Consider the following 26888-nt stretch of genomic DNA (forward strand, 5'->3'; position numbering starts at 1 on the left):
GCGCGGGGTGGCATGCAGAGATGATTTGCCTGGTCTGGCGTCTTCGCGAGCAGGCTCGCTCCCACAATGGATTTGTGAATCGATTGATTTCCGGGATCTGATGCAAAACCCTGTGGGAGCGAGCCTGCTCGCGAAAGCCCTGGGTCAGGCACTTACTCTGTTGGATGTGCCGACGCTATCGGAGCAGGCTCGCTCCTACAACGGGGCTGGATCTCTCACCACGCGCAACGCATCCACTACCAGTGAAAACGCTGGCGACGGTTGTCGGCGGCTGGGGTAGTAGAGGTGGAAGCCACCGAACGGTTCGCACCAGTCCTCCAGCACTCTGACCAAACGCCCTTCAGCCAGATGCGTACCGAACTCGTCTTCAGGCAGGTAGGCAATCCCTAACCCGTTCACAGCCGCGTCGGCGATGTGCACGGTGGAGTTGAACACCAGTTGCCCGTCGACTCGCACTTTCAACTTTTTGCCCTGACGCTCGAATTCCCATGCATCGACGCCGTCGTAGGTCGGAAAGCGGATGTCGATGCAACGGTGCGCCGCCAGATCGCGCGGATGTTGCGGGGCGGGGTGCTGGGCGAAGTAACCGGGCGAAGCGACCACGGCCATGCGCAGTGGCGGGCCGATCGGTACGGCGATCATGTCCTGGGCGACGGTATCGCTGAAACGCACGCCGGCATCGAAGCGGTCGGCAACGATGTCGCGGAAACCGTAGTTGATATCGAACTCGAGCTTGATGTCCGGATATTGCAGCAATAGTGGCGTCAGCTTCGGCAGCAGGGTGGTCTTGATGATGTTGTCGCCGCAGGTGATGCGCACCGTGCCGGCGGGCTTGTCGCGCAACTCGGTCAGGGCGTCCAGCTCGGCTTCGATCTCATCGAAACGATGACCCACGGTGTGCAGCAAGCGTTCGCCGGCCGCGGTCAGTGACACGCTGCGCGTAGTGCGGGTCAGCAGGCGAATTTTCAGACGCGCTTCCAGCGCCGAGACTACCTGGCTCACCGCCGATTGCGTCACGCCCAGTTGCACCGCCGCGCGGGTGAAGCTGCCGCTGCGGGCAACCGTGACGAAGGCAAGCAGGTCGTTGAAATTGGGTTTGGCCATGGGCGCGCGCTCGGGTTTATTGATTAGCAGAGTTTATAACCGCATTAAGCACTCATTAGCTAATCAAAGCCTCGAGCCTGCGCAACAATACCTCCATCCCGGCCTCGCCTGGCTTCTCGATCAAGGACGCCCCCATGAAACGACTGTTCATACTGCTCGGGTTTCTCCTGAGTTCATTCACTGCATTCGGAGCTGACATGTCCCACGGTGCCGACAATTTCTTCAAAAGCGACAAGGTGACCGCGCAGAAGGTCAGCTTCAAAAATCAATATCAACTCACCGTGGTCGGCAACCTGTTTGTCCCTAAAGGACTCGACCCGGCAGCCCGCAGCGCGGCGATTATCGTTGGTCATCCGATGGGCGCGGTAAAGGAGCAGAGCGCCAATCTGTACGCACAGAAACTGGCGGAGCAGGGCTTTGTCACCTTGTCGCTGGATCTGTCGTTCTGGGGCGAAAGCGAGGGCGCGCCGCGCAATGCCGTGCTGCCGGACATGTATGCCGAAGACTTCAGCGCGGCCGTCGATTACCTCGGCACACGGCCATTCATCGACCGCGAGCGCATCGGTGTGTTGGGCATCTGCGGTAGCGGCAGCTTCGTGATCAGCGCGGCGAAAATCGACCCGCGCATGAAAGCCATCGCCACGGTCAGCATGTACGACATGGGCGCAGCCAACCGTGACGGCCTAAAGCATTCGCAAAGCCTTGCGCAGCGCAAGCAGATCATTGCGCAAGCGGCCGAGCAGCGTTACGCCGAGTTCACCGGCGGCAAGGTCGAATACACCGGCGGCACGGTGCTGGAGCTGAAGGCCGACACCCATCCGATCCAACGTGAATTCTTCGATTTCTACCGCACCCCGCGCGGCGAATTCACCCCGGCCAGCTCGACGCCGCAACAGACCACGCGCCCAACGCTGAGCAGCAACACCAAGTTCATGAACTTCTATCCATTCGTCGATATCGAGAGCATCTCGCCGCGCCCGATGTTGTTTATTGCCGGTGCCGACGCGCACTCCCGTGAGTTCAGCGAAGAGGCGTTCCGGTTGGCGGGGCAGCCGAAAGAACTGGTGATCGTGCCGAATGCCGGCCATGTCGATCTGTACGACCGGGTCGAGCTGATTCCTTTTGCCAAGCTGACGCAGTTCTTCAAGAGCAACCTGAAGTAACTTTCAACGCGACGGAGCGAAGCGATGCGGTTTTTTGCCCACGGCTGGAAGGGATTCGTACTGATGGCATGGCTGCCCTTTGCTCAGTCTGCTGCTAACCCGGAGGAGACCACGATGTGGATGACCGTCGGAGAACACCGTTTTGCCATTGCTCTTGAGGACAACCCGAGCACTCGGCAATTGCTCACGCGATTGCCGCTGAGCCTGAACATGGTCGACCTGCACCGCAACGAAAAATACGCCACCGTGCAGCCGCCCTTGCCCACCCAGCCCTATCGGCCGGGCACGATCCACAACGGCGATTTCCTTTTGTATGGCGACGATACGCTGGTGGTCTTCTACAAAACCTTCGATTCGTCTTACCGCTATTCGCGTCTTGGTCGCATCGACCGGCCGCAGGACTTGGCCGAGACCTTGGGGCGCGGCGATGTGCGGGTGACGTTCACGCTGGATGAGTGAGGAGATTCATTGATGAAGCTGAAAAACCTGCATCAGCCGCGCCTTCTGCGCATTGTGGCCCTCGGCTGCGCGGTCCTCGCCAGTGCAGCCTGCGTTAATCCTCTCTGCGCCAATCCTTCCCGATCACCGGAGAAACCGATCATGCAAGAACAACCTCTGACGCTTAAGCAACTGGCGATCGCCCCGATTGCCGCCAACGCTGCAATCGGTGACATGCCGCGTTTGCACGACGCACTCAATCGCGGCCTCGATGCCGGGTTGAGCATCAGCGAAACCAAGGAAGTTCTGGTGCAGCTGTACGCCTACGCCGGGTTCCCGCGCAGCCTCAACGCCTTGTCATTGCTGATGAAGGTTGTGCAGGAACGCGCTGCTCGGGGCATCGAAGACGTGCCGGGACGCGAGCCGGGTCCGGTTCCGTCGGGGTATGCACTTACCGAACTCGGCACCGACAATCAGACCCGTCTGGTCGGCGCGCCAGTGTCCGGCCCGCTCTTCGAATTCGCCCCGGCGATCGATCAGTTCCTGAAAGTGCACTTGTTCGGCGACATCTTCGCCCGCGACAACCTGGCATGGACGGATCGGGAACTGGCGACGGTTGGCGCGCTGGCGGCAATGGCTGGGGTGGAATCGCAGCTGGAGTCACATTTGAAGATCAGTCTGAATGTGGGATTGACTGTTGAGCAACTGCGGCAAGTGGCGCAGGAGTTGGAGGCGCGTGGGGATTTGCAGGCTGCTGAACGGGTGGGCGCGGGGCTGGGGAAAATCCAGCGGTGAGGGCGGCTCGGATTCATTGCCGCCCTGTTAACGCAATTTTCTACAGTGCGCGCTGGCGCCGACTCGCTCCCGGCGAGCTTCCCGTTATCCGCTTGAACGCACGACTGAACGCCGCTTGGGAGGTGTAGCCCAAGCGCTGCGCCACTTCTTCGATCGGCAGTCTTTCCAGTGTCAGCCACTGACTGGCCAGGCGCATGCGCAGTTCGGTGGCGTAGCGCAGCGGCGGGGTGCCGAGGGTGGTCTGGAAGCGTTCGGCGAAGACCGAGCGTGAGGTGTTGCACAGCGTTGCGAGTTCGGCGACGCTCCAGTCGCGCCCCGGTTGTTGGTGCAGGGCCAGCAAAGCTTTCGACAGACGAGGGTCGCGCAGGGCGGCGACGAGACCGGAGGCATTGCCGCAAGCGCATTCGACCCAGCCACGAACAATCATTGCCGCCACTACGTCGGCAAGGCGAGCGAGAATGCCGGCGAAGCCGATGCGCGCTGCGCTGACTTCGCGTTCCATGGTCGCAAGAATTGGCATAAGCCCCGGATAACGCTGGCCGCCGGCGTCGATCAGCATCAGTCCCGGCATCAGCCGACCGAGGCCCTGCAGGCTGCCGAGCTCGAACTCCATACAGCCACTGAAGAGCAGGGCGCTATCGGGCGAAACGGCGCTGTGACCGACCTGCACCGCGCAGACCGTATCGCCGAGTGGCGCGGCGACGGCGCTGTCAATGTCCTGCACTTCGGCGTTTGGGTGTGACAGCAACTGGTGCGCTGCACCATGGGCAATGAATACCGCATTGCCCGCCGCCAACTCGTAAAGGCTGCCGTCCTCCAGTCGCAACACCGTCGATCCAGCGGCAACGAAGTGGAAATACGCATGGCCCGATTTGTCGCTGAAACCCAGACCATACGGCGGACCGGCGTGGATCCGCCGATACTGCACGCCACGCAGACGCATGCTGCGCAGCAATTCAGTGATCAGGTCTGATGACAGTGAAAAGGAATCAGTGCTGCTCATGTTCGGGGTTTCGATCAAAATTTCAAGACTGCGCATCATAGATCATCCGGTTTGCCGTCAATAGACTGCCCTCTCGAAATGTCCGAGGGAGTCTGGAAATGAATGAACGTGTAGGTGATGGGCGAGCTGAAGAGGAGCCGATGGTTCCTGCGTGGATGGCGGTTTTCTCACTGGCGTTGGGTGTGTTCGGTTTACTCACCGCAGAATATCTGCCGGCCAGCCTGCTGACGCCGATGGCGCTCGACCTTGGCGTCAGCGAAGCCCTGGCCGGGCAAGCAGTGACGGTGACCGCAGTGGTGGCGCTCTTTGCCGGATTGCTCGTACCTGGATTGACGCGCAGTCTTGATCGGCGGCTGGTCTTGCTCGGTTTCTCGGTACTGATGATCGCGTCGAATCTGCTGGTGGCGCTGTCGTCGAGCCTCGCAGTGTTGCTGATCATGCGCATCCTTTTGGGCATAGCTCTGGGCGGATTCTGGAGCATGGCGGCGGCCGTGGCGATGCGCCTGGTGCCGGCGGCGGTGCTGCCACGGGCGCTGTCGATTATCTTCAGCGGGATCGCCGTGGGGACCGTGGTCGCGGTGCCATTGGGCAGCTATCTCGGCGGCCAGTTTGGCTGGCGCAGTGCGTTTTTCGCAGCTGCGGCGGTTGGCGTGGTGACGCTGGTCTTTCAAATGTTCACGTTACCGAGTCTGGCGCCGCATCGACCGTCACGCCTGCGTACGGTGCTTGAGGTTTTGCTGCGACCGGGCATTGCCATTGGCATGTTCGGCTGTGTATTGGTGCACACCGGCCACTTCGCGTTGTTCACCTATATCAGGCCATTTCTGGAAAGCACCACCGGAGTCGGCCCGCAGACGCTGGCGCTGATGCTGCTCGGTTTCGGCGTGGCGAACTTTGCCGGCACGCTGTTCGCTGGCTGGCTGTTGCAGCGCAATCCACGCGCAACACTGGTGCTGATGCCGGTGTTGGTGGGCGTTGCTGCTCTGGCGTTGGTCGGGTTACCGGCGTCGCTCACCGGGCAGGCGTTGCTTCTGGCTCTGTGGGGGATGGCCTTCGGTGGCGTGCCGGTGGCATGGTCGAACTGGGTGGCGCGATCGATACCCGATCAGGCCGAAAGCGCAGGCGGCATGGTCGTCGCATCGGTGCAGTCGGCGATTGCCGCAGGCGCCGCCGCCGGCGGTTCGGTGTTCAGTTTCAGCGGCATCAATGGCGTGTTTGTAGCAGCTGGAATTCTGATGTTGCTGGCCGCGCTGCTGATTGCCCTGAAGGTCAATGTCGATGTGCCGGAGCCGGGTTCGGCGCCGGTGGCACCGGTGCATTTGTGATTTGATCAATCCGCCTTACGCGTGGCGGCAATTTCCCAGATTTGCATGATCTGAGTGATAGCAGCATCAATGTTATCCAGCGCGGTGTTGTCTCTGGCGAGGATGGATATGCCCTGCAGGAAACTGTCGAATACCGTCGCCATCGCCGCCGCACTTGTGCCGCTGGCCAGCTCGTCGGCATTCACAGCGCGTTCGACGCAGGCTTGAATGCCGGCACGGGTGCGCTGCCTTGAGTGGGTCAGGGCTTGCGCCACATGGGCGGTTTCCGGGCTCGGTGCGCTCATGACGCCGAGGGTAACCATGCAGCCCTTGGGGTGTGTGTCGTCGCACTGCATGCGTGCCGACTGGCGCAAAGCGGTCTCGATCGCCTGGCGTGGTGGCAGGCTGTCGTCCCACAGGCACTCGGTGACTTGCGCATAGGTGGTTAAATAACGCTGCACGCATTCATCGAACAACGCTTCCTTGGAACCGAACGCGGCGTAGAAGCTAGGTGCAGAGATACCGCCACCCAGGCCTGCCTTCAATTGGGCCAGCGATGTCGCGTCGTAGCCGTGTTGCCAGAACAGTTGCAAAGCCTGATCGACGGCGTCGTCGCGATCAAACTGACGGGGGCGACCGGTTCTCGCCATGACCTGACTCCTCATTGATTTAATATAAAGACTAGTCGATACAGAAATTGTTGACAACGCTGCGCATGCACCCTCAGGATCTAGATCGATCGGTATTTAAATCTGAGTCGGTTTTTTCGAGGAGCTTCCAGTGACACCTTCAATCACGTTAACGGCTACGCCAAAAGGTCTGCCCATCGGCGCTTTGCTGGCGCTGGCCATGACTGGCTTCATCTGCATCGTCACCGAAACCCTGCCGGCGGGCCTGTTGCCGTTGATCAGTGAAGGCCTGGCGATTTCGCCGTCCATGGCCGGGCAAATGGTTACCGCGTACGCATTGGGTTCCGTACTGGCGGTGATCCCGATGACCATCGCCACCCGGGGCTGGCGGCGCCGCAACGTGCTGCTGCTGACGATTGTCGGTTTCCTGCTGTTCAATTCGATTACCGCGCTGTCGTCGCATTACGGCGTGACGCTGGTCGCGCGGTTCTTCGCCGGGGTTGCGGCGGGTCTGGCATGGAGTCTGCTGGCCGGCTATGCGCGACGCATGGTTGAGCCCGAACAGCAGGGCAAGGCGTTGGCGCTGGCGATGGTCGGCACACCGATTGCGCTGTCGCTGGGCGTGCCTCTGGGTACGTGGCTCGGTGGGCTGGTCGGTTGGCGCACTACATTCGGTCTGATGTCGGCGCTGACCTTGGTACTGATCGTCTGGGTACTGGTGAAAGTGCCCGACTACCCGCCGCAGCCGGCCCATCAACGCCTATCGCTGAGCAAAGTCCTGACTACCCCGGGCGTGCGTCCTGTGCTAGCAGTGGTGATCAGTTGGATGCTGGCGCACAACATTCTCTACACCTATATCGCTCCGTTCGTGGCGCCGGCGGGCATGGCCGAGCGGGTGGATGTGGTGTTGTTGAGCTTCGGCATCGCCGCTCTGGTCGGGATATGGCTGACGGCGAAGCTGGTCGAGCCGCTGCTGCGTTCGACGGTTCTGCTGAGTTTGGCGACCTTTGCCGCCGTCTGCGTGGCGCTGGGATTTGGCGGAGGCAGCCCAGAGGTGATTTATCTCGGCGTGGCGGCATGGGGTTTAACCTTTGGCGGCGCGGCGACGCTGTTGCAAACGGCGCTGGCTGATGCGGCGGGCGACGGAGCGGATGTCGCCTTGTCGTTGAACGTAGTGGCGTGGAACAGCGCGATCGCTGGCAGCGGTGTCGTCGGCGGCGTGCTGCTCGATCAGTGGGGCGTTACCTCATTTCCGTGGGCCATGCTGGCACTGGTCGCTATCGCCTTCGCCATTGCCTGGGGTGCCCGGGCCCACGGTTTCAAGTCGGGCCCGCGCTCTGTAGAATCTTCGGTGGTGGCGGGGCATTGAACCCCGCCAGCAGTTTCTTCAACCGCGCTTCGGCAGTTTCCAGTTAGGCCGGATGAAATGGCAGGTGTAGCCGTTCGGAATCCGCTCCAGGTAATCCTGATGCTCGGGTTCCGCTTCCCAGAACGGGCCGGCCGGTTCTATTTCCGTAACCACTCGGCCCGGCCACAACTTCGATGCGTCTACATCGGCGGCGGTGTCTTCAGCGACGGCACGCTGCTCGTCGTTGAGGTAGTAGATCGCCGAGCGGTAGCTCGGGCCAAGATCGTTGCCCTGACGGTTAGGCGTGCTCGGGTCGTGGATCTGGAAGAAGAACTCAAGGATCTGCCGGTAGCTGATCACGGCCGGATCAAACTCGATCTCGATGGCTTCGGCGTGGTTGCCGTGGTTGCGATAGGTCGCATTCGGCACATCGCCGCCGGTATAGCCGACGCGGGTTTTCAGCACACCCGGATAGCGGCGCAACAGATCCTGCATGCCCCAGAAGCAGCCGCCGGCGAGAATGGCAGTTTCGGTTTGAGTGGTCATGGTGTGTGCTTCCTCTCGAGACGATGGGGGGATACCCACTGTTATGAGGGCGGGTTGAGAGAATCCAAGGTCACGCTCATGAGAATCGACCACTGGCCTGCTGATCAAGCGACATGCAGGCGACTGCGATTTTCATCAGATCGTATTCAACCAAAGCCAAAGAACGAACGCAGCTTGCTCGGTGACTTGCGCTCGTAGAACGGTTTGGTCTCCCTGAGGAAGTAATCACTCAGCCCGGCTTGTCCCGTCAGCACGCGGCAAAAATCAACCGGCCCGCCATCAGGGGCTGTGTCCGCAGCGACATTGCCGGCTTCGCGCATGACCTGTTCGATATCGCCATCCGCTTCGATGCCGACGATCAAGTGCGGTTTTTCATCAACCGAGGGGTCGTGCATCAGCGCCAGGAACGCGCGTTTCACATTGGCGTGTTTGGCCAGCAGTTGCGAGAGCGAATGGACCATCGTCGATGGGTAGTCCGAAGGCTGTCCAAGCAAGACGTTGGTTTCTTTTTCAACGGTACGCTGCGTGGCGGGCCGGCCGATTTCGCCTGAGAGCAGGCGTTGCACTTCCTCCGGAAAGAATTCCTTGCCGTACGGCGACTTCGGATTGAGAAAGAGCAGCGCGCCCAGCGTGATTTCGAACAATGATCGGGCAGGGATTTCTACATAGCTCTGCTCGCTGTCGATGGATTGTTGCAGCGTTGGCAGCGAGGAGAAGAACGGAATGACCGGCGTGCCATCGGGCTTCTGCCAATGGGCGATGCTGATGTTGCTGCCGGCTTCGAGATTGACATGACCTTGCGCCGCACCGGCGGTGCCGAGGATGTAGACGTTCGAGTCCAGCAGGGTGTGATAGAACTCAGGGCGATGCGCGGGTTCGTCCGCGGCCAGCCGGAGTGATGTTTCCAATGGGTTTTCTTGGGAAGTATCCATGAGGTCAGTCCGTTATTTTCAGTGGAGAGCGATGATTATCTGGTCGGTCCGAGGAGACGTGCTGTCACGATGATACTCGTCCAGAGATTCGAATCCTGCGTCGTTCTAACCAACACCACAAAGCCAACTGTGGGAGCGAGCCTGCTCGCGAAGGCGTCGTGTCAGTTGAAATAACTCACGGCTGATACACCGCTTTCGCGAGCAGGCTCGCTCCCACATTTGAATTTCGCGTTGGGTCTTATAGCAAACTCCACGAAACCCCAACATAAACCCCCATCCCTTCACCCGGCGTCGACCGCGCAGCATCCAGACCTTTGTCGTCATACCCCGGCGTGACCGTTGCCGCGTAGCGTTTGCCGGTCAGGTTGCGCATGTCGACCCAACCTTGCCAGTCGCCCTTCGGGGCGTTGTAGCCCAGGGTGGCGCCGAACAGGGCGTAGGGATCGGCGTAGTAGCTGTTGGCGTAGTCCACGGCAACTTTGGAGACCAGTTGCGTGTTCACGGCGGCAAAGAAGCCCTGCGGCCAGTCGTAACGCAGTTCGCCTTGGTAATAATGCATCGGCAGGCCCGGCAAGCGGTTGTCGCCGAAGCGTTCGTCGTCGCGGTAGTGGAAGTCGCTGAAGGTGTAGGCCTGGCGCAAGCTCAACTGGCGGCCGTCGGCGGCGGTCCAGAGTTTGCTGTTCAGGCTGGCCTCGATGCCTTGGTGCACGGTCGGGCTGGCGTTGAGTTCGTAGGGCGTGACGGCGTTGGCGTCCGGCAGTACCGAGAGCAGTTCGTGACGAACTTGCGCGTAGTACCAGGCCAGGCTCCATTCGCCCAAATGGCTGTCGCCACGGCCGCCGAGTTCCAGAGTGGTAGCGGTCTGGTTTTGCAGTTCGACCGGGTCGCGCTGGGTGCCGGTGGCGGCGCCGTTGCCGGCAGGGAAGCGCACGTTGGAGCTGTAGATCAGCGACCACGGGTGCGGTGCTTCGACGGAGCGGCTGAGGTTGCCGAACACTTGCACGTCCGGGGTGATCTGGTAGCGCAGGCCGATGCGCGGTGCATAGTCCCAGTCGCTGAGACTTGTTTTGCCGCCGCCCTGCGGATAGGTCACGGCGCTTTCGCGGCGGGTGTAGATGGCGGCAAGGCCGGTGGTCAGCCACAGGTCGTCGGCAATTTCCAGGTCATTGCCGAAATGCAGCACGGTATCTGAACCCTGATAAGTGAAATTACGCATCCGCGTGCCCGGGGCGTAGCTGGCGGTGTTGCCACTCGGGATGCGCACGAACTCGCTGGCGCCATCGTTGGGCAGGTGCTTGGTCACGCGCAGGCCGACGTTGCTGCGGCTTTCCATCCCGAACAAAGTGTCGCGGCGTTTGTAGTCGAAGGTGCCGCTGACGTCGGTATAAGCCACCTTCAGCCGGTTCGGGCCTTCGCGCAGATCCATCGGGTAGTCGTGGTAGGCGAGGCCGGTCTGGATGCTCGAATCGTCATCGAGGTAGAACGTGGTCTTGTTGCCGATGAACGTACTGCCGGGCTGCTTGCGGCTGTCATCGCGGGCCACATACGCCGGGTTGGCTGCCCGTGGGCTGTGTTCGATGGAATGCTTGGTCACGCGACCGGCGAGGTCGTTGTCGGTTTCGCGATAGCGGAAGTAGAAGCGGGTTTCCAGATTCGGGTTGAAGCGATAGCCGAAGTTGGCGACCAGGCCTTTGCTCTCGCTGGCGGTGTGGTCCTGATAGCCGTCGGCGTTGGCATCGGTCAGAGACACGTAGTAATCGAAATCTCCCAGCACTTGCCCGGAGCTGACCTGGCGCTGCTGATAGCCATGGCTGCCGGTGGCGTAGCGCACGTGCAGCTTTGGCGCGGTGTAACCGGTGTGGCTGACGTAATCGATAGCTCCGCCCAGTGCCAGCGCGCCGCGATCGAAGCCGTTGGCGCCGCGCAGCACTTCGACATGGTCGACCCACAGCGGCTCGAGCAATTCATACGGCGTGCCGCCGGGGCCGGTCAGCGGCAAGCCATCCAGCATCGTGTACAGCCCCGAGGCGTGGGCACCGGGTGCGCGGTTGATGCCTGAACCACGGATGGAAATCTTTACGCCTTCGTTGCCCGCCGACTGGGCATACACCCCCGGCTGATAGGCCAGCACATCCTGATTGCTGGCAACGCGGCCCTGCAACGGCTGGCGCATGTCGACCACGTTGGCGCCGCCGGGAACCTGCTCAAGGCGTTGCCGCGCTTCTTCGACCGCTGCATCGCTGCCACTGCGCTCATCTGCCGAAATCAGCACTTGCCCCAGCTCCAGACCTTGGGTCTCGGCCATCGCCGGGCAGGCCAGGGCCAGACCGAGCAGGGCAGTGGGCAATGATTTGGACGACGGCATCGAAAAAACTCCAGCAAACAGGGGATCGGGCAATGAACAGTGCGACGTCGGAACAACCTCAGGAAACACATGGCGACAGGGCTTTTTTGCCCGGCAATGGCAAACAACCGGGCGTGAACTAACCTCACGGATCAGGCCCTTCGGGTCAATAAACAAATTCAGCGGGCTGTTGAAGCGCGAGGACAGGTTCATGGCGAAAGACAAGAAGAAACCTGCAAAGGCAATCGAACGTCCGCGCTTGAAAAACAAGGACTATCTCGAACAGCTGCGCAAGCTCCACGTTGAGCTGGTCAAGCTGCAGGAGTGGGTCATCGCCAAAGGTGTCAAGGTTTGTATTGTTTTCGAAGGGCGCGACGGTGCGGGCAAGGGCGGGGTGATCAAGGCGATCACGGAGCGCGTCAGCCCACGGGTGTTCCGCGTGATGGCATTACCGGCGCCAACCGATCGAGAAAAAAGTCAGATGCATGTACAGCGCTATCTGCCGCATCTGCCGGCGGGCGGCGAGGTGGTGATTTTCGACCGCAGTTGGTACAACCGCGCCGGTGTCGAACGGGTCATGGGTTTTTGTACGGAGGAGCAGGCCGACAAGTTTCTCAAGTCGATCCCGTGGGTGGAAAACGCCATCGTCGATTCGGGGGTGATCCTGCTCAAGTACTGGCTTGAGGTCAGTCCGGAGGAACAGACCCGCCGGCTTGAAGCGCGAATCAATGACGGGCGCAAGATCTGGAAACTGACACCCATGGATCTGAAGTCCTACAGCCGCTGGTATGACTACTCACGGGCGCGGGACGAAATGTTCAAGCACACCGACACCGATTGGGCGCCGTGGAGGGTTGCCGACTCGAATGACAAACGTCGTGCGCGGCTGAACATCATCACTGATCTGCTCAGTCGCATCCCCTATGAAGAGGTGAAGCGCGACAAGGTCGAGTTGCCGAAACGGCAGAAGCCGGGCAAGTACCGGGAGCCGGATTATGCGTACAAGCGGGTGGCGGAGCGGTTTTGACATTTGCGGGTTTTTTGGGCGTGGCGGCCTTTGGGCCGACCAGGCTCTTGGGGTTTTGGGTGTATATCCGTTTTTTCGGGTGTTGCGGCTGGCGGTTCCGCTCTTACAGCGGGTCACTTTTGCAGACGCCCAAAAGTAACCAAAACGCTTTGCTCCTGCGTTCGGCCCTCGCAGGCTCGGGTTCCTTCGCTCCGGGATCGATCCTGGCGCAGCGGCTCCGGTTTGCTTCGCTGCACCTACACTCGCTGTGTACGACTGCGTCGTACGGTCGCTGCGCTCCCACGCCCGGATCAATCCCTCCACTCAGCCTTCCGACGTCGCTGGTGGATCAAGATCAAAAGCGGTACTCGAGCTTGCGCTCATTGTTGAGTGGTGCGGCTTCGCCGCGGGCAGCTGCGCTGCTTTGCGTTTGCTTTGTAGGCGAGCCTGCTCGCGAAGGCGGCCTGACAGCCGACCTGTTCTTGAGGTGGTACGCGATCCAACTGTAGGAGCTGCCGAAGGCTGCGATCTTTTGATTTTGCTTTTCTGTGGGAGTGAGCCTGCTCGCGATGACGGAGGAACATTCAAATTTAATTTGACAGATATACCGCTATCGCGAGCAGGCTCACTCCGACAAGGTTTTGCGCATCAACCGTCCATCCGTCGTCTGCCCTGAACCTCTCTCGCGCTGATTTTTCTACCGGGTAAGTCCCTCAGGAGATACCGGTATGTTCGATCAGCAAAAGAAGGCATCACTGGCGGCATGGCGGAAGATGGCAGAGCAGGCCGAGGGCGATCTGGATCCGGAACAGCAATATGACGAGCTGCTCAAGGCTGCGGATCAGATGGAGGAGCAAGGCCTGATCACCAGTGCCGAATGGCGCCAGTTGGTGCGTGACGCCGGCAACGTTTTCACCTTGAACCAAGAACAGCCACAGCGCTGACAGCTGTCATCGGAGGACGTCCCATGCTCAGTTATCTGTTTATCGGCGCCAACGACGTCGAGCGTTCGGCAGCTTTTTACAAGGCGATCCTGACGCCGCTGGGCTACCGGCATGATCGCGAAGAACACTACTGTTTTTACCTGCCCGATTGCATCGACAAGTCCAACGGCCCCGGGAGTGTGCACATCTCGCAACCGTTCAATGGTGAGTCGGCGACACCCGGCAACGGCATGATGCCGGCGTTTCGCGCCGACTCGCGGCATAAGGTCGATCAGGTGCACAAGGCCGGGCTCGACCACGGCGGCAGCGACGAAGGCGCGCCTGGCACTCGCGAGGCCTATACGCCGGACTTTTACGTGGCCTATCTGCGCGATCCTGAAGGCAACAAGCTTGCTGTGTTCTACAGCGGCTGATGGATGGAGGCTGTTGATTCGGCCCTGATGGCCGCCCGCGCCCAGTTCGCGATCACGATCAGCTTTCATATCGTGCTGGCGGCGTTCAGCATCGGTATGGCGAATTTCCTCATGGTGCTGGAAGCGTTGTGGTTGAGGACCGGGCGCCAGGTTTATCTGGATGTCTATCGCTACTGGCTCAAGGTGTTTGCGCTAAATGTCGCAGTGGGCACGGCGTCGGGATTGATTCTGGAGTATCAGTTCGGCCTCAACTGGTCACGGCTATCGGTGCAAGCCGGCGATGTCCTCGGTCCGCTGATGTTCTATGAAGTGATGGCGGCGTTTTTCATCGAAGCGGGTTTCCTTGGCATCATGCTGTTCGGCTTGAAGAAAGTCGGCCCGCGTCTGCACTTTTTTGCCACGTGCGCGGTGACGGTGGGCTCGCTGATCAGCGCGTTCTGGATTCTGTCTGCCAACTCCTGGATGCAAACCCCGGCCGGCTATTCGATTGGCGCGGACGGGCGTTTCCTTGCCGAGGACTGGTGGGCAATCATCTTCAATCCTTCGTTTCCCTATCGCCTGGCGCATATGCTACTTGCCGTGCTCATCGGCAGCGCGACGCTGATTGCCGGGATCAGTGCCTGGCAATTGCGCAAGGCCCCGGAAAACCCGCGTGCTCGCCTGCAATTCTCCATGGCGCTGTGGGTGATTGCGCTGCTGATGCCGGTGCAGATTGTTATCGGCGATCTGCATGGCCGGCACAGTTTGCAAGCCCAGCCGCAGAAAGTGGCGGCCATCGAAGGCTCGTGGACGCGCCCGGCTCAAGGGGCAGGGGAGCCACTGCGGCTGTTCGCATGGCCGGATATGCAAGAGCGCCGCAACCACTGGGAGGTGGCGATTCCGCGCATTGGTTCCCTCTACCTGCAGCATGACCTGACCAGCACCATCGCCGCGCTTGATGAATTTCCGGCTGAGGACATCCCGCCCGTGGCGCCGGTGTTTTTCGCGTTCCGGCTGATGGTCGGGCTGGGGCTGTTGATGTTTGGGCAGGGTGTGGTCAGCCTGATCCTGCGCCGACGGAATCGCCTGTACACGGCGCGGCGCTGGCTGGGCGCGTGCGTGCTGCTGGCACCGGCCGGATTTCTGGCAATGCTCAGCGGCTGGGTCGTCACCGAAGTGGGGCGACAGCCGTTTACGATTTACGGATTGATGCGCACGGCGGACAGTCTGTCATCGGTGTCCAGGGCTCAAGTCGTCGGGTCGACGTGGCTGATTCTGCTGTTTTATCTGCTGATCTTCGGCATCGGTCTGTGGGTGTTGCTGCGCCTGTTGCGCGAGCCGCCGCAGCAGGATCAACCCGGGCCGCAGCCCACCCTTGCCGACGAAACCGGGCACTGAGGAATAGCAGACATGGACACGGACTGGCTGACTCTGTTGTGCGCCGCCGCATTGGCGTTTTCGGTCATGAACTACGTGGTGCTCGACGGCACCGATCTGGGCGTCGGCATGCTCATGGGCCTCACGGATTGCAAACACCAGCGACGAGCCATGGCGGTGTCGATTCTGCCGGTGTGGGACGCCAACGAAACCTGGCTGGTGCTCGGCGGCGGCGGGCTGCTGGCGTTGTTTCCGCTGGCGTACGCGATCTTGCTGCCGGCCTTGTACGTGCCTTTTATCGTGATGTTCCTCGCCTTGATCGCGCGGGCCATGGCGCTGGAATTTCGCGATTACGCACCGAACGAGCGACGCAAGCGCATCGTCGACGGTGTGCTGGCCCTGGCTTCGCTGCTGACCGGGTTGGTCCAGGGCATGGTGCTCGGCACTCTCGTGCAAGGCGTTGCGCATCGGGGCGGTCAATACATTGGCGATGGCCGCGACTGGCTGAATCCGTTCCCGGTGTTTTGCGGTTTGGTGCTTGTACTCGGTTACGTCTGGCTGGGGACGTGCTGGTTGTACTGGCGCACCCTGGATGAATTGCAGCAGCGCTCGGCTCGTCAGGCCCGCATGCTGGCGCTGGTCGTCGCGGCACTATTGCTGGTGCTGATCGCATGGACGGCGACGTTGCAGCCGCAATATGCCCGGAGGCTCGCCGATATTCGCCTGTGGTTGCCGACAGGACTGATCGTCAGCGCTCTAGGATGGGTGTTCAGCAAAGGCTTTCACTGCCGCTTCGACTTCATCCCGCTGTTCGCCGCACTGGGCGTTTTCGTGCTGGCTTTCGCGATGATGCTGGTCGCGCTGTATCCATTCATCATCCCGCCGGATCTGACTTTGAGCGAAGCAGCCTCAAGCCCCACCAGCCAGATCTTCATGCTGGTCGGATTCGCCGTGCTGATCCCCATCACCCTGGCCTACAACACGTTTGGTTTCCGCGTGTTCAGCGGCAAAGTGCGCGTTGCCAGCGATGGCTGATATTCACGTCACCCGACCTTTTTTGCTCACCAGCGACAGGCGCGAAGCCCGTAGCAGATCAGCAAAAGCCGCCTTGTCGATCGGCCGACTCATGAAATAACCCTGCACCTCGTTGCATTGATCCTTGCCGAGAATCGCCAGTTGCTCCTCGGTCTCGACGCCTTCGGCGGTCACCGTCAGCCCCATGGCTTTGCCCAGACCGATGATCGCCTGCACCACGGCACGGTCGTTGGCGCCGCTGCTGATCGAGGCGATAAAGCGTTTGTCGATCTTGATCCCGTCGAATGGATAGGCGCGTAGGTAACCGAGCGACGAATAACCGGTGCCGAAGTCGTCCATGTTCAGACGCACGCCGAGCTCCTTGAGCTGATTCATGGTAGTCAGCGCGCCATCGGTGTCGTTGAGCATCACGTTCTCGGTGATCTCCAGCTCCAGACGGCTGGCCGGGAAACGCGTTTCCACCAGCACTTCACGAACATCCTCGACGACGTCGCTGAGAGCGAACTGCGCAGGCGAGAGGTTGACCGACAGCAGAATGTCATGGGGCCATTCCAGCGCGGTTTCACAGGCTTCGCGCAGCACCCAGCGGCCCAGCGGGACGATCAGGTCGGTCTGTTCGGCCAGCGGAATGAACACGTCCGGCCCGAGCAGGCCCTGGGTCGGATGCTGCCAGCGCACCAGCGCCTCCACCGAAACGATGTGCTTGCCATCAACCTTGTAGCGCGGCTGATAGTGCAGGACGAATTCGTTGTGCTTGAGCGCATGGCGCAGGTCATCTTCCATTTGCCGGCGCGTCTGGATCTGGTCGCTCATGTGCGCTTCGAAGAAGCACCAGGTGTTCTTGCCGTCGGATTTGGCCTGATACAGCGCGATGTCGGCGTAGCGGATCAGATCGCTGGCGGCAAAACCGTGTCGACGACTCAGGGCGATGCCGATGCTGGCGCCGATGTGCAGCGGATGTTGTTCGTAATTGATCGGTTGATGCAGGCTGCCGATCAGCCGTGTGCAGAATTTGTCGATCTCGTTATGGCTGTCCATGCCGTTGAGCACCACGACGAATTCATCACCACCGAGACGGGCGACGATGTCGTGCTCGCGGGTGCATTCGCGCAGGCGCGTGGCGACTTCCTGGAGAACCGCGTCACCGGCAGGATGGCCGAGGGAATCGTTGATCGGCTTGAAGTTGTCCAGATCGATCATCAGCAGCGACAGCGGCGGCGCGTGTTCCTTCAATACCAGGACGTCGTCGAGATAACGCGCCAGTTTGTTGCGGTTGGGCAGGCCGGTCAGGGCGTCATGCATCGACAGGTGCTGGATCTGCGCATGGGCGGCGACTTCGTCGGTGATGTCGCTGGCAGTGCCGCGATAGCCGACGACGCTGTTCTTGTCGAAAATCGGCCGCGCCGAGAGCCGGCAGTGGCGCGGCTGCCCGGAGTGATCGCGATAAGTGCAGCGCAAATCGCTGGCGCTGTTTTCTTCGCTGAGTTTGCGCAGCCACAGCTCCAGTGGCGTGGTGTCGCAAGTCAGTAATTCGCCGATGTCCTGGCCCAGCCACAGAGCTTGCGGGTAACCGGTGACTTCGCTGAAGCGCGCCGACAGATAGGTCAGCGCCAACTGATCATCAACTTCCCAGATCCAGTCCGACGCCGCTTCGGCCACGGCGCGAAAGCGTTCTTCACTGGCTTCGAGGGCATGATTGGCTTTCTCGAGTGCCTGATTCGAGGCCTGCATGGCATAAATGCTGTTGTCGACGTATTGCGATGAGCGCAATGCATGGCGGAAAAAATAGGCGGTGAGCAGCATCAGCACCAGAAACGTCGCGCCGAGCGGCGGCACCAGCGTCCACAGCAATTGCTGACCGGGTCGCTGCAGGTCGGCGACCAGACTGTAGCCGGTGCTGTCGAGGGGCACGCTTGGATGACCTTTCTCAATGGTTTCATCCGGGACCAGGGTCAGGTTCGTCAGGCCATAACCGCTGCCGATCTTGCGCAGTTTGGTCGGGGTCAGCTTGTCGACGAACACCAGCACCGAGGTGTTTCTCAATTCATCCAGCGGGCGCTCGTCATTGGGAATGATCGCGGCAGCGGTGATCAGCGCCGGCCAGCCTTCGAACAATGAATAACTGCTGATCGGCTTGGTCAGATCAGGCTGACTCAGCACCTGCTCGACCAGCGCCGAGGCGGGCGCTTGCAGTACGCTGGATACGTCGGTTTCAACCATCTGCCCGCGAATCACCGCGTACTTGGTGCGATTGCGATCAAGGACGAACACGCCGTCGTAGCCGTCGCTGGTGAACAGGGTCTTGCCCATGTTCTGTTCGGTGTAGGCCCAATTGACGTCGATCGGCCCGCTCAAGGCCTCATAGGCGCGGGTCCAGTAGGCATAACTGGTGATGTAGTTTTTCGACGCGGTGATGCGGTTTTCCACGGCGCGCACGGAGTAGAACTGGTTCTGTTCCAGATCTTTCGCGTCAAGGGTATTGGCAATGCCAAGCAGGGTGCTGATCGCGGCAATAACGCCAGCGACGAACAGTGCGCCAACGGCGATGGCCAGGCGCCGGGTGACGGCGCGTTGCGGGGTGGGGATTGGCTGCGCAGGGAGAATAACGGCCATGTGCTCGTCCTTGATCCGGTGTCTTCTGAATCTAGAACAATGGCGAGCGCACAATGTTCAGATTGTTGTTATTGGTATCGCCTGGATTTTTTCAAAGTGTAGCGAATCTGCCGGAATTTCCAGCAGCGCCGGCCAGCGGCGAATCCCGAAAGGGCGAGACTTCCCGCACAAAAACCGGATAATGGCCGCCATTCGTTTAGCCGTATTCTGGTAATCCCGCATGGAAATCAAGGTCAACTTTCTCGACAACCTTCGACTTGAAGCCAAGTTCGACGACTTCACGGTGATCGCCGATCAGCCCATTCGCTACAAGGGCGATGGCTCGGCACCGGGGCCGTTCGACTACTTCCTGGCGTCGTCGGCCTTGTGCGCGGCTTACTTCGTCAAGCTGTACTGCGACACACGCAATATTCCGACAGAGAACATTCGCCTGTCGCAGAACAACATCGTCGACCCGGAAAACCGCTACAACCAGATCTTCAAGATTCAGGTCGAGTTGCCGGCCGACATCTCGGACAAGGATCGCCAGGGCATCCTCCGTTCCATCGACCGCTGCACCGTGAAGAAGGTGGTGCAGACCGGCCCCGAGTTCATCATCGAAGAAGTCGACAACCTCGACGCCGATGCCCAGGCCTTGTTGATGCCTCAGTCCGATTCCCAGGCAGGCACCTACATCGCCGGCAAGGACCTGCCGCTGGAACAGACCATTGCCAACATGTCGAAGATCCTCGCCGACCTCGGCATGAAGATCGAAATCGCCTCGTGGCGCAACATCGTGCCCAACGTCTGGTCGCTGCACATTCGCGACGCGCATTCGCCGATGTGCTTCACCAACGGCAAGGGCGCGACCAAGGAAGGCGCACTGGCGTCGGCGCTGGGCGAGTTCATCGAGCGCCTCAATTGCAACTTCTTCTATAACGACCAGTTCTGGGGCGAAGACATCGCCAATGCCGAATTCGTCCATTATCCGGACGAGAAGTGGTTCAAGCCGGGTCCGAAAGACGAATTGCCAAGCGAGATTCTCGACGACTACACCCTTGGCATTTACAACCGCGACGGCGAACTGCGCGGCTCGCACCTTTACGACACCAACTCCGGCAACACGCAGCGCGGCATCTGCTCGCTGCCGTTCGTGCGCCAGTCGGACGGTGAAGTGGTGTACTTCCCGTCGAACCTGATCGAAAACCTCTACCTGAGCAACGGCATGAGTGCCGGCAACACCTTGGCCGAAGCGCAGGTGCAGTGCCTGTCGGAGATTTTCGAACGCGCGGTCAAACGCGAGATTCTCGAAGGCGAAATGGCCCTGCCGGATGTACCGCAAGAGGTACTGGAAAAATACCCGAGCATCCTCGCCGGCATCAAAGGCCTTGAAGAGCAGGGCTTCCCTGTGCTGGTCAAGGACGCCTCGCTGGGCGGTGAATTCCCGGTGATGTGCGTGACCCTGATGAATCCGCGCACTGGCGGCGTCTTCGCCTCGTTCGGCGCGCACCCGAGCCTGGAAGTCGCGCTGGAACGCAGCCTGACCGAACTGCTCCAGGGCCGCAGCTTCGAAGGCCTCAATGACTTGCCGCAGCCGACGTTCTCGGGGCAGGCAGTGACCGAACCGAACAACTTTGTCGAGCACTTCATCGATTCCAGCGGTGTGGTGTCGTGGCGCTTCTTCAGTGCCAAGCCAGATTTCGAATTCGTCGAATGGGACTTCTCAGGCCAAGGCGAAAACTCCAACGCCGAAGAAGCCGCGACCCTGTTCGGCATCCTCGAAGACATGGGCAAGGAAGTCTACATGGCGGTCTACGAGCACATCGGCGCCAAAGCCTGCCGCATCCTCGTGCCGGACTACTCGGAGATCTACCCGATCGAAGACCTGATCTGGGACAACACCAACAAAGCCCTGCAATTCCGTGCCGACATCCTCAATCTGCACAACCTCAGCAAGGTTGGCCTGCGCAATCTGGTCCAAGGCCTGGAACGCAGCGAGCAGGATGACTACACCGATATCACCACGCTGATCGGCATTGAGTTCGATGACAACACGCCGTGGGGCAAGCTGACGATTCTGGAACTGCGCCTGCTGATCTACCTCGCACTGCAGAAGTTTGACGAGGCCAAGGATCTGGTTGAGGCGTTCCTGCAATACAACGACAACACCGTAGAGCGCGGCTTGTTCTATCAGGCAGTGAATGTGGTGCTGGAGATGGAGCTGGACGAGGATCTCGAGCTTGAGGATTACGAAGCCAATTTCCGCCGGATGTTTGGTGACGAGCGTATGGATGCGGCGATTGGGTCGGTGAATGGCAGTGTGCGTTTTTACGGTTTGACGCCAACGAGCATGAAGCTGGAAGGGCTGGATCGGCATTTGCGCTTGATCGAAAGCTATAAAAAGCTGCACGCGGCGCGGGCTGGTGTGGTGGCTTTGTCGCGTTGAAGAGCTGGCTCAGAACGTTTCGCTTTCGGCTTGAGTGTGGCTGCGTGGCTTGAACCGTAGCCCCTCACCCCAGCCCTCTCCCGAGGGAGAGGGAGCCGATTTTCAAGCTTTTCAGAATTTGTGTTCGACTCGGTTTCCCAGGTCGGCCTATTCCACCAGACACCTCGGTCAGTTCCCTCTCTCTTTGGGAGAGGGCTAGGGTGAGGGTTTTTTCAAGATTTGAGTTCGACTCGGTTTCCCAGGTCGGCGTATCTGCACCAAGCTCCTCGGTCAGTTCCCTCTCCCTTTGGGAGAGGGCTAGGGTGAGGGTTTTTTCAAGATTTGAGTTCGGCTCGGTTTCCCAGGTCGGCCTATTTCCACCAGACACCTCGGTCAATTCCCTCTCCCTCTGGGAGAGGGCTAGGGTGAGGGTTTTTTCAAGATTTGAGTTCGGCTCGGTTTCCCAGGTCGGCGTATCTGCACCAAGCACCTCGGTCAGTTCCCTCTCCCTTTGGGAGAGGGCTAGGGTGAGGGGCTTTGGCTTTTGCGGCCATGCGCTGCATCCGCCAACTGCCCCGTATCCACCCGCACAAACACCGAATCACCCACCGCCGTGAGCACTTCCCCGGCATACACCTCGCAAATCACCCGGGTCTTGCGCCCGACTTCACCTTCGACTCGCGCGCGCAAGAGCAGCGGCACGCCCATCGGTGTGGGTTTGATGAATTTGATCCCAAGGTTACCGGTGACGCAGTCGATGCGCGGCAGACTGCCGGCTTCGCGGTTTTCTGCGCGGTAGTGCCAGGCCATGGCGGTCCAGTTGGAGTGACAGTCGACGAGCATGGCAATCAGCCCGCCGTAAACCAGATCCGGCCAGCCGCAGTATTGAGCTTCGGGCAGATGCTCGGCGATGACGTGGTTGCCGTCCTCATCCCACCGACTTTTCACGTGCAGGCCTTGCGGATTGCGGCCGCCGCAGCCGTAACAAACGCCTTCGGGGGCGGCGAGGTCTTGCAGTGGGGTGTCGTGGCTGGACATGGCGGGTTTCATCCTGGAGTGGCGAGGCCGGACAGGCGCAAGCGGTTGCGTCCGCCGCGTTTGGACTCGTAGAGCGCGGCGTCGCCAAGTTCGATCAGCGCCGCCAGACTGGCCGGCGGTTTGTCGAACAGGGTGGCGCCGATGCTCAAGGTCACCGCAGCGGACGTGGGATAGGTGTGCGACGCCAAGGCCAGAAACTGTTCGCGCAAAGCATTGCCCAGTTCAAGGATAGCTTCGGCTGAGGCATTGTTGAGCAGCATCAGAAACTCGTCGCCACCCAGCCGCGCCGTCAGCGCATGGGGCGGCAGCTGGGCGCGGATCATCTCGCTCAGAGCAATCAGCAAGCGATCACCGGCAATATGCCCGTACTGGTCGTTGACCAGTTTGAAGTTGTCGATATCGATCAACAGCAACGCACCCGGTCTTTGCTCGGATACGCCGGCCAGCAGGCGTGGCGTACGCTTTTCCAGGGCGCGGCGGTTGTAGAGGGCCGTGAGCGGATCGCGCTCGGCGAGGCGGGCGATCTGCTTTTCCCGGCGATAACGCTCGGTGCCGGTCATCGACAGGGCGATCAACATGATCGCCATCGCGCCTTCGACCAGCGAGATCTGAATGATCTCGCCGCGAAATGCCGCCAGATCGATCAGCGTGCCGGGGATCACCACGGTCAGGGCCTTGGCCACATAAAAGATGCCGTGGCCGAGCAGCACATAACGCAATTGCACCGCGCCCACGCTCAACGACTTGCCGTGCGGGCGCAGCAGCGAACTGGCCTTGAGGGTCGGGATCGCCACCAGCATTGAGTTGGCCACCAGCATGGCCTTGGACCACAGCGGGCCGTCCGGCAACATCAACATGATCAGCCACGTCGCGAAAATCAGGTACCACGCCGGCGACAGTCGGGTCTGGGTGAAGCGCGCCACGCCGAGCAGGAAAAAGAAATGCGCGGTCACCAGCAGGCCGTTGGCGAACCAGATGCCCAGCAGCAGAAAACCGCTGCTGCGCAGCAGCGCGAGGGTGGAACCGATGGTGATGGTGGCGAAACCGGCGCTCCAGAACAGTAGCGAAGGCTCACGGATGCTGCGCCACTCGACCGCCAGGTACAGCGCGGCAGCGGCTGCGAGGGCGATCGTGATGGTCAGCATCGTTGGCGGGTCGAGCGGCATTTCCGGGCAGGCCTGTCTGTATGGCAATAGGCCTGCGATTGTAAGCGTTTGGTCAGGTTTTTCGCAGGGGGCGTGTTGCCGGGCAGACCACTGGCGCTTCAGCGGTCACTCTTGCGGGCTTAGCCAGGTGTCTACCACGCGCCGATCGAGCTCTTCCCAATAGGCCATGCCCAGCACCCGCGTGGTATTGAGGCCGCGCAGATAACCGCGCAGTTGCTGGGCGGTATCGCGGATCAATTGCGCATCGCGGGTGTTTTTGTCCAGCAGGACGCTTTCGTACTGCACCAGGTATTCGGCTACGCGGTCGCGATATTCGGGCAGCACGGCGTCACGGATCAGATCAAACGTTCTCAAGGCGAGACCCTCATCATTTTTCTTGAATGTGCTCAGTGTGCATCAGTCTGCGCGACGCGCAACTATTGCTGGAAGTAATAGTGACCATCAAGAAACGCAAGTTCTGCTTTGCCGGCGATCGGCGGAAAATCACCTCCATCGAAGACGCAGCTCAAGGAAATTGCGCGATGAACATTCTGACTCGACTGGCAATGATCGCCCTGCTGATGGGCGGGGTAGTTACCGCACCGGCTTACGCAGACGACTCCCGGTCGTGTCACCTGCAACCCATCGCCGCCAGCGCATCGGCCTTGCAGCACACGCAGACCGTGGGTGTGTTGTTGAGCGAAAACACACTGCAGAACCTGCAATATCTGGAGCGCTACCACGACATGGCGCTGAACGGCGCCAAAGACGCACTGGACTCGCGAATCCGCGACGCCTTTGTCGGCAGCTCCGACCCAGAACTGGCCCTCGACTGGCTGGTGAGTTCGCTGCAGCGACAGTTCGTCTCGGTGACCGTTTACGACAATCTGGATGTGCTGCTTCAGGCCCATCCGGATGTGGTGGTCAAGCTCGATACCTTCAACCGCTTGCTGACTCAGCGCAACAGCCTGGTCGAGGCGCGCTTCTCTGCACGGTTCTACGACGCCGATCTGCAGTACATCGGCAAGGCCGAGGGGGCGATCGAGCAAGAATTGCCTTCGGTGTGGGTGCACAACCAGGCGGCGCCGCAAATCGCCGCGCAGATCAATCAGCAGCGTGACCTGCAACTCAACGCGCTGAAGCAATTCGATGTGTCGCTCAAGGCCCTGGTGGCGTCGAGCTGATTCTTAAAACGTAAATGGCAACGGCGGCGCCGTGAAGTCGAACTGTTGCCGGTTGAACCGAACCTTTATTTTCAGGATTTACTCCATGCGTCCTTTATTCGTGCCAGCCATGGCTTTTGTTTCCCTGTTGCTCGGCGGTTGTGCTTCGGCGCCGAACGATCCGACCCTGACCTTGCAGACCAGCAAGACGCCGGCGCAGTACGCCGATTGCGTGGTGCCGAAGTTGCAGGGCAGTGCGTTGAATCCGACGGTTTCGCAGAGTCAGCGCAGTTATCGGATTGTGGTGCCGAGCAAGGTGTCGGCGGACAACGTGCTGGAGGCGTACAAGGCGGGGAAGGGTGGCAAGGTGTTCATTTATGAGCGGCATTTGCTGGCGTCGAATTTGTTGCCTTCGAGTTTTGAGCGGGCGGCTCAGGAGTGCATTTGATCTGAGCGCTTGACGGGTTTTGACAGAGCTCCTTTGGTTGGCCGCAACCAACCAATTTTTTCGCCCCACACTGGTTTTCGGTTGTGGGGCTTTTTTTTGGACTTGGCGGCCTTTGGGCCGACCATGCTTTGGGGTTTTTGGGTGTATATCCTTTTTTGGTGGTGTTGCGGCTGGCGGTTTCGCCCTTACGGCGAGTCCCTTTTGGCAAACGCCCCAAAAGGAACCAAAAGGTCTTCGCCCTGACGTTCGGCCCGCTCGNTGTTGCGGCTGGCGGTTTCGCCCTTACGGCGAGTCCCTTTTGGCAAACGCCCCAAAAGGAACCAAAAGGTCTTCGCCCTGACGTTCGGCCCGCTCGCTGGGGCTCGGGGTTCCTTCGCTCCGGGATCGATCCGGGCGCAGCGGCTCCGGTTTGCTTCGCTGCACCTCCTTCCGCTGTGTCTGGCTGCGCCAGACGGTCGCTGCGCTCCCNTTCGCTCCGGGATCGATCCGGGCGCAGCGGCTCCGGTTTGCTTCGCTGCACCTCCTTCCGCTGTGTCTGGCTGCGCCAGACGGTCGCTGCGCTCCCACACCCGGATCAATCCCTCCACTCAGCCTGCCGACGGGCTCCAGGATCAAAAGCTACTCGAGCTTGCGCTCATCGTGTTGGGTGGCGGGACGGCCTGCTTGGTTTGCTTTTGCTTTCCTGTGGGAGCGAGCCTGCTCGCGAAGGCGGTGTGTGCCGCGATCACGAACAGCGCTCCGGAACCCGTTCACCCAGTCACACACCCAACCGGCACTTTCCCCGCAAACGTATCTACCAGACTCGCCACAACCATTTCCCCCATCCGCGTGCGTGTCTGAAGCGTGGCGCTGGCCCGATGCGGTTGCAGCACCACCTGTTCATTACCAAACAACGCTTCCGGCACATTCGGTTCATCGACAAACACATCCAGCCCAGCCCCGGCAATCTCGCCAGCCGCAAGCGCGGCAACCAGAGCCTTCTCATTCACCAGTTTGCCCCGGGCGACGTTGATCAGATAACCGTCCTTGCCCAGCGCTTGCAGCACTTGCGCGTCGATGATCGCTTCGCCCTTGTCCGCCGCTGCGGCGAGGATCAGGGCGTCGCTGTCGCGGGCCAGTTGTTTGAGGTCGGCGACGAAGGTGTGGGGGACGTCGCTCATTGGTTGCAGGTCGGTGTAGCTGATCGGGCAGCCGAAGGCGGCGGCGCGGGTGGCGATGGCGCGGCCGACGCGGCCCATGCCGACGATGCCGATGCGCATGCCGGAGACTTGTCGGGCCAGGGGCAGTGGGGCGAGTGGGGTTGGGCTTTGCGGCCATTGGCCGGAGCGGACGTAGCGGTCGCTGGTGCACAGGCCGCGACAGACCGAGATGAGCAGGCCGATGGCGAGGTCGGCGACGTCTTCGGTGAGGGCGCCGATGGTGGCGGTGACGCGGATGCCGCGGTCGCGGGCGTAGGCCAGATCGACGGCGTCGGTGCCGACGCCGTTGACCGCGACGACTTCCAGGTTCGGCAGTTGCGCCATCAGCGCCTGGCTGATGCCGGTGTGGCCGCCGGTGATGACGCCGCGAATGTTGGCGCCGTGTTCCTTTATGTAGGCGGGTTTGTCCGCTTGCTGGAAGTAGCGGCGTACGGTGAACAGTTCGTCCAGACGCGCGTTGATTGCCGGGATCAGGATCGGGCTCAGTTGCAGGATTTCTGGCTTCATGGCTACCTCGT

Annotated in this window: 25 protein-coding genes; 13 read left to right on the forward strand and 12 right to left on the reverse strand. The window is 60.6% G+C overall.

Annotated features, from left to right (window positions below; translation table 11 throughout):
- Nucleotides 1–195: 195 nt before the first annotated feature.
- Complete coding sequence (locus ASG55_RS07560; RefSeq protein ID WP_056785081.1) at nucleotides 196–1104, reverse strand: LysR family transcriptional regulator; 909 nt, start codon at nucleotides 1102–1104, stop codon at nucleotides 196–198.
- Between the two features lie 134 nt (nucleotides 1105–1238).
- Here ASG55_RS07560 and ASG55_RS07565 point away from each other — a divergent pair, with 134 nt between their 5' ends.
- The 3 genes from ASG55_RS07565 (at nucleotide 1239) to ASG55_RS07575 (ending at nucleotide 3500) form a co-directional block, all read left to right on the forward strand.
- A complete protein-coding gene (locus ASG55_RS07565) occupies nucleotides 1239–2267 on the forward strand; it encodes an alpha/beta hydrolase (RefSeq protein WP_056785084.1) in 1029 nt (342 codons plus the stop codon).
- A 24-nt stretch (nucleotides 2268–2291) separates the two neighbouring features.
- Nucleotides 2292–2726: a cyclophilin-like fold protein gene (locus tag ASG55_RS07570; protein WP_236708158.1), complete on the forward strand. Its 435-nt coding sequence runs from the start codon at nucleotides 2292–2294 to the stop codon at nucleotides 2724–2726.
- A gap of 141 nt (nucleotides 2727–2867) precedes the next feature.
- Nucleotides 2868–3500: a carboxymuconolactone decarboxylase family protein gene (locus ASG55_RS07575; RefSeq protein ID WP_056786824.1), complete on the forward strand. Its 633-nt coding sequence runs from the start codon at nucleotides 2868–2870 to the stop codon at nucleotides 3498–3500.
- 40 nt (nucleotides 3501–3540) lie between these two features.
- Here ASG55_RS07575 and ASG55_RS07580 read toward each other — a convergent pair whose 3' ends face one another.
- On the reverse strand, nucleotides 3541–4542 hold the full coding sequence (locus ASG55_RS07580; RefSeq protein ID WP_442101729.1) for a cupin domain-containing protein: 1002 nt from the start codon (nucleotides 4540–4542) through the stop codon (nucleotides 3541–3543).
- Between the two features lie 59 nt (nucleotides 4543–4601).
- Here ASG55_RS07580 and ASG55_RS07585 point away from each other — a divergent pair, with 59 nt between their 5' ends.
- Entirely contained in the window at nucleotides 4602–5828 is a 1227-nt protein-coding gene (locus ASG55_RS07585; protein WP_056785091.1) for an MFS transporter, read from the forward strand.
- 5 nt (nucleotides 5829–5833) lie between these two features.
- On the opposite strand, the gene ASG55_RS07590 is transcribed toward ASG55_RS07585, so the two are convergent.
- Nucleotides 5834–6457: a TetR/AcrR family transcriptional regulator gene (locus tag ASG55_RS07590; RefSeq protein ID WP_056785092.1), complete on the reverse strand. Its 624-nt coding sequence runs from the start codon at nucleotides 6455–6457 to the stop codon at nucleotides 5834–5836.
- Between the two features lie 130 nt (nucleotides 6458–6587).
- Between ASG55_RS07590 and ASG55_RS07595 the strand changes: the two genes are divergently transcribed.
- A complete protein-coding gene (locus tag ASG55_RS07595) occupies nucleotides 6588–7805 on the forward strand; it encodes an MFS transporter (protein ID WP_056785096.1) in 1218 nt (405 codons plus the stop codon).
- 18 nt (nucleotides 7806–7823) lie between these two features.
- Here the strand turns inward: ASG55_RS07595 and msrA are convergent, their stop codons facing one another.
- From msrA to ASG55_RS07610, 3 genes are all read right to left on the reverse strand, one after another.
- Nucleotides 7824–8330, reverse strand: coding sequence for a peptide-methionine (S)-S-oxide reductase MsrA (gene msrA, locus ASG55_RS07600; protein ID WP_016774420.1), 507 nt, complete (start codon nucleotides 8328–8330; stop codon nucleotides 7824–7826).
- 146 nt (nucleotides 8331–8476) lie between these two features.
- Nucleotides 8477–9262, reverse strand: a complete 786-nt coding sequence (sseB, locus tag ASG55_RS07605; protein ID WP_056785098.1) for an enhanced serine sensitivity protein SseB — start codon at nucleotides 9260–9262, stop codon at nucleotides 8477–8479.
- Nucleotides 9263–9500: 238 nt separating this feature from the next.
- On the reverse strand, nucleotides 9501–11627 hold the full coding sequence (locus ASG55_RS07610) for a TonB-dependent receptor family protein (RefSeq protein ID WP_056785099.1): 2127 nt from the start codon (nucleotides 11625–11627) through the stop codon (nucleotides 9501–9503).
- Nucleotides 11628–11817: 190 nt separating this feature from the next.
- Between ASG55_RS07610 and ppk2 the strand changes: the two genes are divergently transcribed.
- From ppk2 to cydB, 5 genes are all read left to right on the forward strand, one after another.
- Nucleotides 11818–12633, forward strand: coding sequence for a polyphosphate kinase 2 (gene ppk2 / locus ASG55_RS07615; RefSeq protein WP_056785103.1), 816 nt, complete (start codon nucleotides 11818–11820; stop codon nucleotides 12631–12633).
- 707 nt (nucleotides 12634–13340) lie between these two features.
- Nucleotides 13341–13556, forward strand: a complete 216-nt coding sequence (locus ASG55_RS07620) for a hypothetical protein (RefSeq protein ID WP_041480440.1) — start codon at nucleotides 13341–13343, stop codon at nucleotides 13554–13556.
- A gap of 23 nt (nucleotides 13557–13579) precedes the next feature.
- On the forward strand, nucleotides 13580–13969 hold the full coding sequence (locus tag ASG55_RS07625; RefSeq protein ID WP_056785105.1) for a VOC family protein: 390 nt from the start codon (nucleotides 13580–13582) through the stop codon (nucleotides 13967–13969).
- Between the two features lie 27 nt (nucleotides 13970–13996).
- Complete coding sequence (locus ASG55_RS07630; protein ID WP_236708159.1) at nucleotides 13997–15346, forward strand: cytochrome ubiquinol oxidase subunit I; 1350 nt, start codon at nucleotides 13997–13999, stop codon at nucleotides 15344–15346.
- Nucleotides 15347–15358: 12 nt separating this feature from the next.
- Nucleotides 15359–16360, forward strand: coding sequence for a cytochrome d ubiquinol oxidase subunit II (gene cydB, locus ASG55_RS07635; RefSeq protein ID WP_056785108.1), 1002 nt, complete (start codon nucleotides 15359–15361; stop codon nucleotides 16358–16360).
- Nucleotides 16361–16363: 3 nt separating this feature from the next.
- Here cydB and ASG55_RS07640 read toward each other — a convergent pair whose 3' ends face one another.
- The gene (locus tag ASG55_RS07640) at nucleotides 16364–18973 is read right to left on the reverse strand and encodes a bifunctional diguanylate cyclase/phosphodiesterase (protein ID WP_056785110.1); all 2610 of its coding nucleotides are present in this window, start codon (nucleotides 18971–18973) and stop codon (nucleotides 16364–16366) included.
- A gap of 220 nt (nucleotides 18974–19193) precedes the next feature.
- Between ASG55_RS07640 and ASG55_RS07645 the strand changes: the two genes are divergently transcribed.
- Nucleotides 19194–21398 carry an OsmC domain/YcaO domain-containing protein gene (locus ASG55_RS07645; RefSeq protein WP_056785113.1) on the forward strand — a complete coding sequence of 735 codons (2205 nt, stop codon included), beginning with the start codon at nucleotides 19194–19196 and terminating at the stop codon, nucleotides 21396–21398.
- Between the two features lie 64 nt (nucleotides 21399–21462).
- On the opposite strand, the gene ASG55_RS07650 is transcribed toward ASG55_RS07645, so the two are convergent.
- The 4 genes from ASG55_RS07650 to ASG55_RS07665 all read right to left on the reverse strand — a co-directional run bounded on the left by ASG55_RS07650 (nucleotide 21463) and on the right by ASG55_RS07665 (nucleotide 23935).
- A complete protein-coding gene (locus tag ASG55_RS07650; RefSeq protein WP_056785115.1) occupies nucleotides 21463–21867 on the reverse strand; it encodes a hypothetical protein in 405 nt (134 codons plus the stop codon).
- 32 nt (nucleotides 21868–21899) lie between these two features.
- Nucleotides 21900–22415 (reverse strand): PaaI family thioesterase, encoded by a 516-nt coding sequence (locus ASG55_RS07655; RefSeq protein ID WP_056785119.1) that lies wholly within the window; start codon nucleotides 22413–22415, stop codon nucleotides 21900–21902.
- A gap of 8 nt (nucleotides 22416–22423) precedes the next feature.
- Nucleotides 22424–23581 (reverse strand): GGDEF domain-containing protein, encoded by a 1158-nt coding sequence (locus tag ASG55_RS07660; protein WP_056785122.1) that lies wholly within the window; start codon nucleotides 23579–23581, stop codon nucleotides 22424–22426.
- Between the two features lie 105 nt (nucleotides 23582–23686).
- Complete coding sequence (locus ASG55_RS07665; protein WP_056785124.1) at nucleotides 23687–23935, reverse strand: hypothetical protein; 249 nt, start codon at nucleotides 23933–23935, stop codon at nucleotides 23687–23689.
- A gap of 167 nt (nucleotides 23936–24102) precedes the next feature.
- Between ASG55_RS07665 and ASG55_RS07670 the strand changes: the two genes are divergently transcribed.
- The gene (locus ASG55_RS07670; protein ID WP_056786827.1) at nucleotides 24103–24744 is read left to right on the forward strand and encodes a hypothetical protein; all 642 of its coding nucleotides are present in this window, start codon (nucleotides 24103–24105) and stop codon (nucleotides 24742–24744) included.
- Between the two features lie 85 nt (nucleotides 24745–24829).
- Nucleotides 24830–25171, forward strand: a complete 342-nt coding sequence (locus ASG55_RS07675) for a hypothetical protein (RefSeq protein WP_041480431.1) — start codon at nucleotides 24830–24832, stop codon at nucleotides 25169–25171.
- Nucleotides 25172–25920: 749 nt separating this feature from the next.
- On the opposite strand, the gene ASG55_RS07680 is transcribed toward ASG55_RS07675, so the two are convergent.
- Entirely contained in the window at nucleotides 25921–26877 is a 957-nt protein-coding gene (locus tag ASG55_RS07680) for a 2-hydroxyacid dehydrogenase (RefSeq protein ID WP_056785128.1), read from the reverse strand.
- Nucleotides 26878–26888 lie beyond the last annotated feature (11 nt).

The sequence above is a fragment of the Pseudomonas sp. Leaf434 genome (genome assembly GCF_001425545.1).
Classification (GTDB): domain Bacteria; phylum Pseudomonadota; class Gammaproteobacteria; order Pseudomonadales; family Pseudomonadaceae; genus Aquipseudomonas; species Aquipseudomonas siliginis.

Bases quoted from the DNA above. Each gene is read 5' to 3' on its own strand.
- ASG55_RS07580 (WP_442101729.1), bottom strand. From the start codon at position 4,542: ATGATGCGCAGTCTTGAAATTTTGATCGAAACCCCGAACATGAGCAGC.
- ASG55_RS07590 (WP_056785092.1), bottom strand. From the start codon at position 6,457: ATGGCGAGAACCGGTCGCCCCCGTCAGTTTGATCGCGACGACGCCGTC.
- ASG55_RS07660 (WP_056785122.1), bottom strand. From the start codon at position 23,581: ATGCCGCTCGACCCGCCAACGATGCTGACCATCACGATCGCCCTCGCA.
- ASG55_RS07670 (WP_056786827.1), top strand. From the start codon at position 24,103: ATGAACATTCTGACTCGACTGGCAATGATCGCCCTGCTGATGGGCGGG.
- ASG55_RS07560 (WP_056785081.1), bottom strand. From the start codon at position 1,104: ATGGCCAAACCCAATTTCAACGACCTGCTTGCCTTCGTCACGGTTGCC.
- ASG55_RS07675 (WP_041480431.1), top strand. From the start codon at position 24,830: ATGCGTCCTTTATTCGTGCCAGCCATGGCTTTTGTTTCCCTGTTGCTC.
- ASG55_RS07610 (WP_056785099.1), bottom strand. From the start codon at position 11,627: ATGCCGTCGTCCAAATCATTGCCCACTGCCCTGCTCGGTCTGGCCCTG.
- ASG55_RS07565 (WP_056785084.1), top strand. From the start codon at position 1,239: ATGAAACGACTGTTCATACTGCTCGGGTTTCTCCTGAGTTCATTCACT.
- ASG55_RS07625 (WP_056785105.1), top strand. From the start codon at position 13,580: ATGCTCAGTTATCTGTTTATCGGCGCCAACGACGTCGAGCGTTCGGCA.
- ASG55_RS07655 (WP_056785119.1), bottom strand. From the start codon at position 22,415: ATGTCCAGCCACGACACCCCACTGCAAGACCTCGCCGCCCCCGAAGGC.
- ASG55_RS07645 (WP_056785113.1), top strand. From the start codon at position 19,194: ATGGAAATCAAGGTCAACTTTCTCGACAACCTTCGACTTGAAGCCAAG.
- sseB (WP_056785098.1), bottom strand. From the start codon at position 9,262: ATGGATACTTCCCAAGAAAACCCATTGGAAACATCACTCCGGCTGGCC.
- ASG55_RS07570 (WP_236708158.1), top strand. From the start codon at position 2,292: ATGCGGTTTTTTGCCCACGGCTGGAAGGGATTCGTACTGATGGCATGG.
- ppk2 (WP_056785103.1), top strand. From the start codon at position 11,818: ATGGCGAAAGACAAGAAGAAACCTGCAAAGGCAATCGAACGTCCGCGC.
- ASG55_RS07640 (WP_056785110.1), bottom strand. From the start codon at position 18,973: ATGGCCGTTATTCTCCCTGCGCAGCCAATCCCCACCCCGCAACGCGCC.
- cydB (WP_056785108.1), top strand. From the start codon at position 15,359: ATGGACACGGACTGGCTGACTCTGTTGTGCGCCGCCGCATTGGCGTTT.
- ASG55_RS07680 (WP_056785128.1), bottom strand. From the start codon at position 26,877: ATGAAGCCAGAAATCCTGCAACTGAGCCCGATCCTGATCCCGGCAATC.
- ASG55_RS07630 (WP_236708159.1), top strand. From the start codon at position 13,997: ATGGCCGCCCGCGCCCAGTTCGCGATCACGATCAGCTTTCATATCGTG.
- ASG55_RS07620 (WP_041480440.1), top strand. From the start codon at position 13,341: ATGTTCGATCAGCAAAAGAAGGCATCACTGGCGGCATGGCGGAAGATG.
- ASG55_RS07575 (WP_056786824.1), top strand. From the start codon at position 2,868: ATGCAAGAACAACCTCTGACGCTTAAGCAACTGGCGATCGCCCCGATT.
- ASG55_RS07585 (WP_056785091.1), top strand. From the start codon at position 4,602: ATGAATGAACGTGTAGGTGATGGGCGAGCTGAAGAGGAGCCGATGGTT.
- msrA (WP_016774420.1), bottom strand. From the start codon at position 8,330: ATGACCACTCAAACCGAAACTGCCATTCTCGCCGGCGGCTGCTTCTGG.